The sequence below is a fragment of the Rhodoferax sp. TH121 genome (assembly GCF_002251855.1).
GTDB lineage: Bacteria > Pseudomonadota > Gammaproteobacteria > Burkholderiales > Burkholderiaceae_C > Allorhodoferax.
Genome location: NZ_NOXW01000015.1, coordinates 17,613 through 30,137, shown reverse-complemented (window position 1 = coordinate 30,137; position 12,525 = coordinate 17,613). Strand labels below are relative to the sequence as shown.

The window sequence follows — 12,525 nt, the reverse complement described above, 5'->3', positions numbered from 1 at the left end:
AAAAACTTACCCAAAAATCGTGGAGACAACGCTGTGGATAACCACCAGAACAAGCGGCCAAAACCGCGCTGGCCGTGGCTTGCCACACGGCGCCTATTTTTTAGGCATATCGCTGCATACTGGGAAAGCAGGATGTGCATTTTGTCAATGGAGGAAAAAACTGTGCTAGCAAAAATGGACAATCCGTGAAAACCCGGAAATCGTTTTCCAGGCCACCGAAGTTGCACCCGAAAACTGTGCGTGACTTTGTGGATAACTATGTTCACAAGCAGCAAAACCCGCGCCAACAGGGGCTTTGCCAAGGGTGCCTGCAAAATGACCACGGCGGGAACTTCCCCGGCTCAGGCACACTCCACCCACGCTGTGCCCTGTCAAGCCGGGCCATTTCCCTATTTCTCCACATTCACCATGCCAAAAGCCACGTCCCAGTCCCCCGCCCAACGCCAACGCTTGCACCTGCTGGCCCTGCCCCTGGTGGCCGCAGTCGCCGGGCTGGCAGCCTGCTCCAAAACAGAGGAAGCTGCCACAACAGCTCCCGCCGCCAGCGCCCTGCCGCCCACACAGGCCTATGAAAAAGTGGCCACCACCGGCAAAGGGTTCACCGTGGGCGCTTTGATGAGCGCCAACCCGGTGTTTGTTCTGTTCGACCCCCAATGCCCGCACTGCGGCCACCTGTGGCAAACCTCGCAGCCCCTGCTAGGCAAGGTCAAATTCGTTTGGGTGCCCGTGTCCTTCATCAACGGCAAGAGTGCCCCCCAAGGGGCCGCGATCCTGGCAGCCGGCAACCCGGCCGAATTCATGACAGCCCACGAGGCCTCCCTGCTGGCCGGCACGGGTGGCGCTCCCTTGCCCGCCAGCATGTCGCCTGAGCACGAGGCCACCATCAAGGCCAACACCGAGCTGTTCAACAGCCTGAAGGTTGAGTCCGTACCCTACATCCTGGCCAAGAACCTCAAGACCGGCACGGTGGTGACCAATGCGGGCGCCATGGAAACTGCGGCGCTGGCCGAGTTCCTGGGGGTATAAACCCTGAGCAGGGCATTTTTGCTATGTTTTTGCTAGCTGCTTGCGCATAATCTACGGGGGCTTAGGCCCCTTTTTTATGGATTTTCGGGAGACAGTATGCGACGCAAGATAGGCATGGCAATCGCCGTGGTGGCGGCACTGGGTTTGGGGGTGTTCTTCACCCTGCCTCGCATCGTGGACCAGCGCCTGAACCGTGTGGCCCTGACTGGCCCGCACAGCGCCAACGCGCAAGCCACCGCCCTGCACAACACCCTGTTTGTGGCGGACCTGCACGACGATGCGCTCTTGTGGTCGCGCGACCTGCTCAAACGCTACGAATACGGCCACACCGACCTGCCCCGCCTGCAGGAGGGCAAGGTCAGCCTGCAGGTCTTCAGCACGGTGACCAAAAGCCCCAAGGGCCTGAACTTCGAACGCAACGCGGGCGACACCGACAGCCTTAACGCCCTGGTGATGGCCCAACGCTGGCCAGTGCGGACCTGGGATAGCCTGCTACAGCGTGCCCTGTACCAGAGTGAAAAGCTGCACGCCGCCGCAGCCGGCAGTGCAGGTGCCATGCGGATCGTGCGCACCCAGGCCGGCCTGGCAGCGCTGACTCAGGGCAAGCCGCCTGCCAGCGGCACACTCATTGCGCTGCTGGCCACTGAAGGGCTGCACCCGCTGGAGGGCAAGCTGGAGAATGTGGACACGCTGTTTGAGGCGGGCTTTCGCATCATGGGGTTGACACACTTCTTTGACAACGAAGTCGGCGGCTCGGCCCACGGCTTGGAGAAAGGCGGGCTGACGCCTTTTGGCAAACAGGTCATCGCCAAACTGCAAGAAAAAAGCATCTTGGTGGACTTGGCCCACGCCTCGCCCAAGGTGATTGACGACGTACTGGCGATGACAAAGCGCCCGGTGCTGGTGTCCCACACGGGCGTGCAGGGCACCTGCCCCGGCCCGCGCAACCTCAGCGACCGCCACATCAAGGCGATTGCAGCCACGGGAGGTGTGATGGGCATTGGCTACTTTGAAGGTGCGGTCTGCGACCTAAGCACGGAGGCCATCGTGAAGGCCATCCGTTACACCGCCAACCTGGTGGGCGTGCAGCATGTGGCCTTAGGGTCAGACTTTGACGGTGCCACCAGCACCGCCTTTGACACCACGGGACTGGTGCGCATCACCCAGGGTCTGCTGGAGGCCGGTTTCTCTGAGGGTGATGTGGCCGCCATCATGGGTGGCAACGTGCTGCGTCTGCTGCAGGCTCAGCTGCCTGCGGTCTGAGGCAGAGAGCTCGCTTTTTTGGACACCCACTCATTTTTAACACCCACTCGCCCCGCCCCTCGCCCCGTCGGCGAGGGGAGCCTTTGACAGCCATATGTTGTTGTTTTACGCCGAGTACGGGCTAAGTGCGTAGGGTTGCCACTGGGTGGGTACGCCACGGCCAGTGCCAACAGTTGGAGCAAATGCAAAGGTGCAGGCGAGGAGCCACTGGCGGGCACGGCCGCCAGCGTGGGCGCACAGCGCTCGCCGAAGTCCCACAACCGCAGGTGCGGGCCGTAGCGTGAAGTAACAGTGGCAGCGCACCGCGCGTAACCCGTATCCGGCGCGAAGAAGCCAAATGAGGCTCCCCCTTTCCACCCCGGCGGGGGTGGAAAGGGGGCTGGGGGGATAGGGGGGGGAACGCCGGGACTGAAAGACAGAAACCTCAAAGAACTGCATACCGCCCCGGCCGGTGGTTGATGGCAATGAACAAATTCATCACCACCGCCGCCAGCACCGAATAGGCCACGCGCACCGGGTCTACCACGGTGAGGGCCAACAGCACGATCGTACAGTCCATGCCCATCTGCACCACACCCGCACGCCAGCCACGCGATTGCTGCAGGTACAGCGAGACAATGGTGGCACCGCCTAGGCTGGCACGGTGCCGGGCCAAAAACAGGCAGCCCGACCCCAGCAGCAGACCGCCCAGTACGGCGGCATACGCCGGGTGTAGGCGCTCGATGGCAAACAGGCGCGGCGACCACTCGGCCATGGCCGACAAAAAGCTGATGGCCACAAAGGTCTTGAGCGTGAACTCGCGCCCCATGCGGCGCCATGCAAACCAATAGAACGGCAGATTGATCAGGAAAAACAGCTTGCCCAGGCTCACGCCCGTGGCGTAGTGCAACACAAATGCTGCGCCGGCCGTCCCCCCCGTGAGCAAGCCCGCTTGGGCAAACAGGATCAGCGCCAGGCTGACAAACAGGGTGCCAGTGAAGATGGCTTGCGCATCTTCAAACAGCGTGTGGGTGTGCACCGGGGCGGTGAGCGGATTCATATCGGCCATAGAGCAAGCATTGTGCCGCCCTACGGCTCACCAACTCGCCGGGTCGACCCTGAAAAAGCCGCGCAACTCCGCATACACCTGCGGGTACTCGGCTGCAAGTAACGGGCCTTGCTCAAAAAACACCTCCGTCACCACGGCAAAAAACTCCGCCGGATCTTGCGCACCGTAGTGGTTCAGCAGCCCCTGCTCCCCCATGAAGACCTGTTGCCGCAAGTGCTCGTAGGCGTCTTCAAACACCTGCTGCCAGCGCGCGGCGTTGTAGCGCGCATCGCCCAGCACCGGCAACGGCGCCCCCACAGCGCGGCCATTTTCCTGGTCGAGCTGGTGGGCAAATTCATGGATCACCACATTGCGGCCGTCATCGGGCGTGGCGGAACCCTCCAGCGTGTCCTGCCAGGACAGAACCACCTGTCCCTCGCCCCAGGATTCGCCAGCCAACGCTTCGCGCTGCTCCAGCTGCACGCCCGCAGCATCGGTGTGGCGGCGGTTCACCACAAAGGCGCCGGGGTACATCAGGATTTGCCGCACCTTGGGAAAGTACCCAGCAGCGTCGGGCCGGTTGAGCAGCAGCAGACAGGCATTGGCCGCCACCACCACCCGCATCTCCTCGCTTACCTCTAGGCCAGCGCAGCCAATAAACGTTTTTTCGGCCACAAACACCTGCATGTGCTGCTTGAGTTGCAGCTGCAGGTCGGCCGGCAAACGGGCCACCAGGGGCACGCGGCGGCGCAGCAGCGTGCGCCAGTGTTTGGGGAAAGGCTGCGCCTGCAGCCGGCGGCGCTGGCGGCGCTGCCACCAGGGGTAGCCCAGCAGCCAGGCCAAGAGCCCAACCGCAGCCAGGCAAAACACAACAAAGGCCACAGGGCTCCCATCCAATGCGTTGCAGGAACGCCGTAGCTGGAGGCCCCAAGGCCTTTTTCAAGCGATGAGTGCGCTCTATCGCGTGACCAGCACCGGCACCGGGCTCTCGGCCACCACCTTGGTGGCCACGCTGCCCAGCATGAGCCTAACGATACCGGTTCTGCCATGGGAGCCCAGCACGATCAGGTCGGCCCCGACCTCGGTCGCCGTTTGCACGATGCCGCTGGCCGCAGTCACGCCTTCCACCAGTTTCACCTGCAGGGCCACCACAGAGCCCCCCTCTCGGCACTGGGCTTCGGCCTGCGCGTGGGCCTGGGCCGCCAACTCTTGGGACGCGGCCGCGTAGGCCTGGTAGCCCAAGGGATTGGCCTCGCCCACACCCAAGTAGGGGTAGGGGTCGGCCACGTACACCGCAGTGAGCTGAGCACCATGCGCACGGGCCAAGCCCACCGCCAGGGTGCCTGCATGGGCCGATGCGGTGGAGCCGTCGGTCGCCAGAAGAATGTGTTTGAACATACGCACCTCACCTTCCAAGAAGTAAACCAGCCTCCATGTTGCGCGTGGGCTGCGCTACAGTCGTTGATATAGATCACGTGCGCCATAGATGCAAGCCGGACCCTTGTTTTGCTATATTTTTTATAGCTATTCGCGCACATTCCACATGGCCAAAAGCCTCATTTGACTCAAAAACCATGCAACTCACACCCACTTGGCGCCTGGCATTGGGCGCAGCCTTGCTGGTCAGCACCAGCGCTGCCCTGGCCGTGCAGGACTGCGAATTCAACGGCAAATCCATCAACACTAACAATGGTGCCGAGACCGCGGGCAAGAGCGGCATGGTGCGCTGCAAGGACCGCGACAGTGGCCTGGTGGAGCGCGAGTACGAACTGCGCAACGGAGACTCCGTGGGCTTGTCGCGCTACTTCCGCAACGGCAAGCTGGCCAAGGAGTTCACCATCACCGCCAACGGCCCGCACGAAGGCCTGGAACGCGAGTGGGCAGCCAATGGCCAACTGGTGCTGGAATTCACCAACGTCAAGGGCAACGCACGCGGCCTGCGCCGCAGCTGGTATGAGGACGGCAGCCCCAAAACGGTGGAATGGGTGGCGGACACCGAGCGCGAGGGCGCCAGTGCCCAGTTCACGCCCGGCAAGCAACTCGCCAGCCTGCGCTGCGGCCCCAAGCCTTTGCTGGCCCCACATGTGGATGACGCCGCACTGTGTGGTTTTGGCGGCAGTGCCAGCACGGTATCCACCTACAGCAGCAGCGGCAAGCTGCGTGGCACCCAAACCCTGCTGGGTGGGGTGGTGCAAAAACAGGCTGTGCTGATGGACAACGGCCAACCACAGGAAGAAATGGAACGCCGAGGCAGCCAGCGCACCGAACGTTTTTTCGCCGAAGACGGTGGCAAGCGCCGCGAGAAGGTCTGGAACGAGACCGACAGACCTGCGGCACTGGTGCGCGACTCGGAGTACCACGCCAGCGGCACCTTGGTGCGTGAGCGCCTGTACGCGCTGGTGGATGCGGGTGGACGCAAGCGCAGCCGCCTGGCCAGCGAGGCCACCTTCTACCTGAATGGCCAACCCAAGAGCAAAGACATCTACACCCAAGAGGGCAACACCGAGCTGCGCGACAGCCAGCGCTTCAGTGACAAAGGCACGCTGCGTGCCCAAGGGCGGTATGCACTGGAAGTTCGTTACGGTGAGCGCGCCACGGGCGTGCACAAGTTCTTCTTTGACAGCGGCCAGCCCGAACTGGAAGAGCACTACGACGGCCAAGGCAACGTGAAACGCCAGCGCGAGTGGGACGAATCGGGCAAGCTGCTCCGAGACGACGCCCTGTTTGAAGACGGTTCCCGCAAGGCCTACACACGCTGAGACACTGTCACACAAGCGGACTACACTGGGGAGCAAGAGGAAGACAAGGCACACGAGGCCCCCCATGATTCGGTCGTTGAGACAACTGCTGGTTGCGCTGCTGTTGGCCTGCCCCTTGTGGGCCCAGGCCGAGACAATGCGTTATGTCTACCCGCCTCCCGAGAGTGGGTCTGACACGCGGCTGAACTACTACTGGGAACTGCTGCAAGCCGCCCTGGACGAAACCATGCCCCAGTGGGGCCCCTACGTGCTGCAGGCCAGCCCCAAGGTCATGAATGCCGGGCGGGCCGAATTACTGCTCAGCACTGCCACCGACATCAGCGTCATGGCCCGCACCACCAGCATCGCCCGTGAACATACACTGCGCCCCATCCGTATCCCGCTGGACAAAGGACTGACGGGCTACCGCCTATTCCTCATCAAGTCCGACACCCAGGCCTGGGCCGACCCAGTACGCACATTGCCCCAATTGCAGGCCCTGTCCATCGGCCAGGGCGCCACTTGGGTCGACAGCGACATCCTGCGCGCCAACGGTTTTCAAGTGGTTACCGCGCCGACTTACGAGCTGTTGCTGCCGATGCTGGACTCTGGCCGCTTCGACCTATTCTCACGCGGGGTCAACGAAATCAGCCAAGAGCTGGCTGTGGGCCGCCGGACCTATCCCGCGCTGGCGATTGAACGCAAGCTGTTGCTCTACTCCCCCTTGCCGCGTTACTTCTTCTTCCCCCGTACCCCGGAGGGAGAGCGGCTCGCCCAACGGGCCGAAGCGGGTCTGCGCGTGCTAATCAAGAACGGCAAGTTCGAGCGGCGCTACCAGGCCTTCAAAAAATCCATCCTCAGCGACATCAGCCTCGGAGGGCGGCGCATCTTCAGCATTCCCAATCCCCTACTGCCCAAAGACACGCCGCTGGCCGATCGCAGCCTGTGGGACACGCTGGAGCCAGAGTTGCGCGCCAAACCGTGAGCGCCGCCCATGCGCCCCCGCGCCGCTATATGATGGCGACCACACACAGAGGGCCCCAGGCCCCACCCACTTTCAAGGAGGATCCCGCGCATGCAACATGCAGACACAGCCACGTCTGGCACCCACTCCCTGGACGCACCTGACACCCAGGTGCAAGTCCCTCCCTCGACCCACCAGATCAGCATCGCCTTCACCGGCTCCGGCAGCGAGTACTTCCGCATCTGGATCGTCAACCTCTTGCTGATGCTGGTCACGCTGGGCATCTACTTCCCCTGGGCCAAGGCTCGGCGCTTGCGCTACTTCATGGGCAACACCCTGGTGGGGGGCCAGCCCCTGGGCTTTCATGGCGACCCGAAAAAGATGTTCAAGGGTTATGCCCTGGTTGGCATCTTGTTCATTCTGTATTCGGTGGCAGGTGAGTTCTCCAACATAGCGGGCCTGGTGGCCCTGGTGCTGGTAGCGGGTCTGTGGCCCGCCTTGTTCAAATCATCGATGCAGTTCCGCCTGGCCAACACCAGCTGGCGTGGCCTGCGGTTCCGGTTTACCGGTGATCTGCCGGGCGCCTACCGGGCCATGCTGCCGCTGTTCCTGCCCGGCCTGGTCCTGGTCGGCGGGCTCACATTGGTGAGCGATGAAGCCGCGCCCCCAGCCTGGTTTGGCTTCCTGGCCTTGGGCGTCATGTTCACCACACTGGCCATTGCACCTTGGCTGATGTGGAACCTCAAGCAATATCAACACAACCACTACAGCCTGGGCCATCTGCAAACCACCTTCCGTGCCACAGTGGGATCGTTTTACCTGCTCACACTCAAGGTGATCGGCATCTGGCTGCTGGCCGTTGTCCTGCCCGTGGGCATTCTGTTTGGTGTGGCCTCCGGACTCGAGGGGCTGGAGGGGCTGCGGAATCAAACCGGTATCTGGATGATTGCTGCAGCGCTCCTGCCCGCCTTGCTGCTCATGCTGGCCGTGCTGGTGTGCATCAAGCCTTACGCCATCGCACGCTTGCAAAACCTGGTGTGGACCAAAACCGGCAATACCGAGCTCCGGTTTGTGAGCCAACTGCGTGTGCGCTCCCTGCTCTGGGTCTCTCTCAAAAATTGGGTGCTGGTCGTCATTACCTTGGGGCTGTACTGGCCTTTTGCGGCGGTGGCTTTGGCGCGGGTGCGACTGGAGGCGGTAAGCATCAAGTCGCGTGCCAACCCAGACCTGCTGGTTGCGCAAGTACAGCCGCGCGAGGGGGATGCCGCTGGAGACGCGGCCGGCGACTTCTTTGGCCTGGATGTGGGGCTCTAAGCCGTGCACCACAGCGGCAGCACCCTGGCTGCCACCTACTTCGATGGCCGCAGCGCACGCGCCCAGCCGGTGACGCTGCAGCTGCTGGGCGAGGGCCGGCAACGCCGCCTGCACATTGTGGGCGAGGGCGTGGACCTGCAGGTCCCCGCCCACCAGGTGCAGTGGCCCGAGCGCACGCGCCATGGCCAGCGTCTGGCCCATCTTGCCAGCGGCGGCCACGTGCAATGTGACGACGGGCTGGCTTGGGACACCTGGATGCAAAGTCAGGGACTGAACGAGTCTCTGGTCGTGAAGATGCAGCAAAGCTGGCGTTGGGTGGCAGGCAGCGTAGCGGTGCTGGCTGCACTGGCAGTGGCACTGCAACTGTGGGGGCTTCCCCTGTTGGCGCGTGCGGTAGTGGCCGCGACACCGCCGGGCATCGAACAAAGTCTGGGCGAGAGCACCCTGGCGGCGGTGGACCAAGCCCTGATGTTGCCCAGCAAACTGCCATTGGCCGAGCAGGCCCGCATTACCCAGGCATTTGCCGACGCCGTGGCGCGGCAAAACAGCGCAGACCCACAACCATGGCGGCTCGTGTTTCGACAAAGCAAGATAGGCCCCAATGCGCTGGCCCTGCCAGGTGGCACCATCATCATGACCGACGAGATGGTCGCCTTGGTGAATGCCGACACCCGGGTACTGACGGCCGTGCTGGCCCATGAGCTGGGCCATGTGCAGCAGCGCCATGGCCTGCGCATGCTGGTGCAGGCCACGGTGCTGGGGGCACTGGGGGCGGTGGTGCTGGGCGACTTCAGCACCTTGCTGGCAGCGGTGCCTGCCCTTCTGGGCCAAGCCCACTACTCCCGCGAAGCCGAACGCGAGGCGGATGCCCATGCAGTACAGGTACTCAAGGCAGCGGGCCTGTCGCCCCTGCACATGGTGACGCTGTTTGAAGCACTGGACCAAGAGCGCCAAAAGAAAACACGCGAGACCTCGGGCTCCAAGCCGTCAAAAGACGATACCGCCGACGAAGACAGCCCCTCCTGGCTCGGCATCGCCTTTGCCTCACACCCGTCCGATGCCGACCGTATTGCATTCTTTCGGGCTGCAGCCCAATAGAAGTGGGCGCAAGCAGCTATCAATTCAATAGCAAATCCATGAGCCAACACAGCTTCTATGTCCATGACACCGAGGTGTATCTGGAGGGCCGTGGCAGCCACACGATCGTCATGCTGCACGGCTGGCCCGACACCTACCGCCTGTGGGATGGCATGGTGGCCGCACTGGCCCCGCAGTACCGCTGCGTGCGTTTCACGCTGCCCGGTTTTGACAACCCGACCCACGGCCCGAACCGCAGCCTGGCGCAGATGACGACCCACTTGCGCGCCATTCTGGACACCGTCAGCCCCGGCCAGCCCGTCACCCTGCTGCTGCACGACTGGGGCTGCGTGTTCGGCTACGAGCTCGCCATGCGCCACCCCGACCGGGTGGCAAGCATCGTGGGCATCGATATTGGCGACCACAACAGCGGTGCCTACCTGCGCGCCCTCAGCGGCAAACAGAAGCTGCAAGTCCTGGCCTACCAGCTCTGGCTGGCCACAGCCTGGGGACTGGGCATGCTGGGGGCCGAGGGCTTGGCCGACCGCATGACGCAGCACATGGCCCGCAGACTCCACTGCCCGGCGGCACCGCAGGCCATCCATTGGCGCATGAACCGCCCCTACGCCATGGCCTGGCTGGGCGCGGCTGGCGGCCTGCGCCACACCCTGCCCGTGCGGCCACAGTGCCCCCTGTTTTACGCCTACGGTACGCACAAACCCTTTATGTTCCACTCACCCCACTGGCTGGAAACCCTGGCCCGCAATCCCGCCAATGTAGCCCTGGGCTTTCGCAGCGGCCACTGGGTGATGCTGGACCAGGCCGAGGCGCTGCAGGCCGCGGTGCGGGACTGGCTTGAAAGCCTGAAGAAGCTCCCCAGCTAAAGGGCATGACCGACGCCCTGCACATTGTTTGCCCCCACTGCCACACCACCAACCGCGTGCAACACGCCCAACTGGGCAGTGCGCCCGACTGCGGCAGCTGCAAAAAACCCTTGTTTGTAGCCCAGCCCGTGGCGCTGGACGAAGCGGCTTTTGACAAACACATCGCCCGCAGCCACATCCCGGTGCTGGTCGATTTTTGGGCCCCATGGTGCGGGCCCTGCCGACAAATGGCACCGGCCTTTGCCCAGGCCGCAGCCCAGCTGGAGCCCCAGCTGCGCCTGGCCAAGGTCGACACCGAAGCGGTGACCAATCTGGCCAGGCGTTTTCAGATCCGCAGTATTCCGACCCTGGCGCTATTCGCCGGTGGCCGTGAGATTGCACGCCAGCCGGGTGCCATGGGCACGGCCGACATCGTGCGCTGGGCACGCAGCCACCTGGGCCGCTGAGGCGTTTCAGAACAGCGAGAGATTGGGTGCCACCAGCGGGCGTCGCTCCAGCGGAGCCGCAGCAGCCACCAAGTCTTCAGCTGGCGCCGCGCGCATAAAGTCCATGGCCTGCTGCGGGCTGGCCTGCAACCATTCTGCGTAGTGTGCGGGCGGCACGATCACCGGCATGCGTTTTTCCTCGTCAGGCCGGTGCATGCGGCCCATCACAGCATGGCCATCGGCATTCACTGTAAGCACGGTGAAGCTGCCCTGCACACTGCCCGTCGCCGGATCGGTCCAGCGGTCCCACAGGCCCGCCACAGCAAAGGGCGCTCCGTCCGCTCGCGCAATGCGCCATCGCGTGGGGCGGCCGCCGTTTGCTGGCGCGTCTTCCCAGCTGGGTTCAAAAAAGCACTGCATGGGCACCAGCACCCACTGGCGGGCGGCCCAAGCGGCCCGAAAGCTGGGTTTGCCGGCTGCGGTTTCGCTGCGTGCGTTGTAGGTCTTGCGGCTGATGTCGCGGGCCTGCGCAGCATCGGTACACCAATGTGGAATCAAACCAAACTGTGCGGGGCGCAATACTGCGAACCCGTCCACTGGGGCGCCGCGGCGCAACACCACGGGTGCGCTGTAGCCCGGAAAAACCTCCGACACGTGCGCCAAGGCAGGCGTATCCGCCGGGGCCGCCAATGCACCTAAACGCGCCTCCAGATACGCGGCTTTGGCAGAGGGAACGTAATTGGTACACATGACCGCCGCTCAGATTGCTATCAACAGAGGAGCTATTCGCGCAGTATCCACGGAACCCAGAGGCCTATTTGGCTCTATTCCTCGACCCCGGCATCCGCCACGCGCGGTGGGCGGGGGACCTTCTTGAAACGGATCTTGCGGTCCAGCTCGATCGCGTCCTTCTTGAGCTGGCGCTCGGCGTCCAGCTTCTGGCCGGCGGCCAGCCAGTCGGCAAACTCGGTGGGGGTTTCCAGCGTCATACGGCCGATGGCGCAAGCGCGGAAGTCATGGATCACGATCTCGGCCGCCTTTTGCAGGTTGATCTTGCCGCCGCTCTGCAGCGCACCGCGCTTGCGGCCAATGGCGTCGAGTAGTTGCTCGTCCGTCATGTCGGCCACACCGGTGAGCTTGTAGCGCACCTGCAGCGGCTCGGCGTAGTGCTGGCGCAGGTAGTCCAGCAGTTCGAGCGCCACCTCTTCTTCGTCAAACGCGTTCTTGCCAATGGCGCCGCTGGCTGCCAAGTTGTAGCCGCTCTTGGCCACGATGATGCGCGGCCACAGTACGCCGGGCGTGTCGTAGAGGTAAAAGTCGTCGGCGATGGTGATGCGCTGTTCCAGCTTGGTCACACCGGCCTCGTCGCCGGTCTTGGCAGCGCGCTTACCTTTCAAGGTGTTGATGAGGGTGGACTTGCCAACGTTGGGAATGCCACAAATCAGCACCCGCATAGGCTTGGCCATGCCGCCGCGGTTGGGGGCCAACTCGTGGCAGGCGGCGACCAAGGCTTTGGCCGGCGTGGTCATGCTGGCATCCAGCGGGAGCGCGCGCACGCCGGGCATGGCGTTGTAGTGCGTCAACCAGAGTGCCGTGCGTGCGGGATCGGCCAGGTCTTGCTTATTGAGCACCTTGAGCGCAGGCTTGCCTGCGGTCATCTCGGCCAGCATGGGGTTGGCGCTCGATCCGGGCAGGCGCGCGTCGAGCAGCTCGATCACCACGTCGATCGCCTTGATGCGCTCCTGGATCGCCTTGCGGGTCAGGTGCATATGCCCCGGGAACCACTGAATTGCCATGCCTTATCGTC

General features: G+C 63.5%; 13 protein-coding genes. 8 read left to right on the top strand and 5 right to left on the bottom strand.

The window, feature by feature from the left end:
• The first annotated feature begins 408 nt into the window (after positions 1 to 408).
• Together CHU94_RS01715 and CHU94_RS01710 are read left to right on the top strand one after the other, a co-directional pair.
• Positions 409 to 1,026, top strand: a complete 618-nt coding sequence (locus tag CHU94_RS01715) for a thioredoxin fold domain-containing protein (protein ID WP_255033736.1) — start codon at positions 409 to 411, stop codon at positions 1,024 to 1,026.
• Between the two features lie 96 nt (positions 1,027 to 1,122).
• Entirely contained in the window at positions 1,123 to 2,289 is a 1,167-nt protein-coding gene (locus tag CHU94_RS01710) for a dipeptidase (protein ID WP_094476113.1), read from the top strand.
• A gap of 424 nt (positions 2,290 to 2,713) precedes the next feature.
• Here the strand turns inward: CHU94_RS01710 and CHU94_RS01705 are convergent, their stop codons facing one another.
• The 3 genes from CHU94_RS01705 to CHU94_RS01695 all read right to left on the bottom strand — a co-directional run bounded on the left by CHU94_RS01705 (position 2,714) and on the right by CHU94_RS01695 (position 4,714).
• Positions 2,714 to 3,337 (bottom strand): YitT family protein, encoded by a 624-nt coding sequence (locus CHU94_RS01705; protein ID WP_094476111.1) that lies wholly within the window; start codon positions 3,335 to 3,337, stop codon positions 2,714 to 2,716.
• Between the two features lie 27 nt (positions 3,338 to 3,364).
• Positions 3,365 to 4,198 (bottom strand): zinc-dependent peptidase, encoded by an 834-nt coding sequence (locus CHU94_RS01700; protein ID WP_094476109.1) that lies wholly within the window; start codon positions 4,196 to 4,198, stop codon positions 3,365 to 3,367.
• Between the two features lie 75 nt (positions 4,199 to 4,273).
• On the bottom strand, positions 4,274 to 4,714 hold the full coding sequence (locus CHU94_RS01695; protein ID WP_094476107.1) for a universal stress protein: 441 nt from the start codon (positions 4,712 to 4,714) through the stop codon (positions 4,274 to 4,276).
• 176 nt (positions 4,715 to 4,890) lie between these two features.
• On the opposite strand from CHU94_RS01695, the gene CHU94_RS01690 reads away from it, so the two are divergent.
• The 6 genes from CHU94_RS01690 to trxC all read left to right on the top strand — a co-directional run bounded on the left by CHU94_RS01690 (position 4,891) and on the right by trxC (position 10,739).
• A complete protein-coding gene (locus CHU94_RS01690; RefSeq protein ID WP_094476105.1) occupies positions 4,891 to 6,075 on the top strand; it encodes a toxin-antitoxin system YwqK family antitoxin in 1,185 nt (394 codons plus the stop codon).
• A gap of 64 nt (positions 6,076 to 6,139) precedes the next feature.
• On the top strand, positions 6,140 to 7,039 hold the full coding sequence (locus CHU94_RS01685) for a hypothetical protein (protein WP_141211357.1): 900 nt from the start codon (positions 6,140 to 6,142) through the stop codon (positions 7,037 to 7,039).
• 90 nt (positions 7,040 to 7,129) lie between these two features.
• Positions 7,130 to 8,332 (top strand): YjgN family protein, encoded by a 1,203-nt coding sequence (locus CHU94_RS01680; RefSeq protein WP_094476101.1) that lies wholly within the window; start codon positions 7,130 to 7,132, stop codon positions 8,330 to 8,332.
• Between the two features lie 3 nt (positions 8,333 to 8,335).
• Positions 8,336 to 9,430: a M48 family metallopeptidase gene (locus tag CHU94_RS01675; RefSeq protein ID WP_094476099.1), complete on the top strand. Its 1,095-nt coding sequence runs from the start codon at positions 8,336 to 8,338 to the stop codon at positions 9,428 to 9,430.
• 38 nt (positions 9,431 to 9,468) lie between these two features.
• Positions 9,469 to 10,293 carry an alpha/beta fold hydrolase gene (locus CHU94_RS01670; RefSeq protein WP_094476097.1) on the top strand — a complete coding sequence of 275 codons (825 nt, stop codon included), beginning with the start codon at positions 9,469 to 9,471 and terminating at the stop codon, positions 10,291 to 10,293.
• A gap of 5 nt (positions 10,294 to 10,298) precedes the next feature.
• Positions 10,299 to 10,739 (top strand): thioredoxin TrxC, encoded by a 441-nt coding sequence (gene trxC / locus CHU94_RS01665; RefSeq protein WP_094476095.1) that lies wholly within the window; start codon positions 10,299 to 10,301, stop codon positions 10,737 to 10,739.
• Positions 10,740 to 10,745: 6 nt separating this feature from the next.
• Here trxC and CHU94_RS01660 read toward each other — a convergent pair whose 3' ends face one another.
• Together CHU94_RS01660 and ylqF are read right to left on the bottom strand one after the other, a co-directional pair.
• A complete protein-coding gene (locus CHU94_RS01660) occupies positions 10,746 to 11,468 on the bottom strand; it encodes an SOS response-associated peptidase (RefSeq protein ID WP_094476093.1) in 723 nt (240 codons plus the stop codon).
• A 74-nt stretch (positions 11,469 to 11,542) separates the two neighbouring features.
• Complete coding sequence (ylqF, locus tag CHU94_RS01655) at positions 11,543 to 12,514, bottom strand: ribosome biogenesis GTPase YlqF (RefSeq protein ID WP_094476091.1); 972 nt, start codon at positions 12,512 to 12,514, stop codon at positions 11,543 to 11,545.
• Between the last annotated feature and the right edge of the window lie 11 nt (positions 12,515 to 12,525).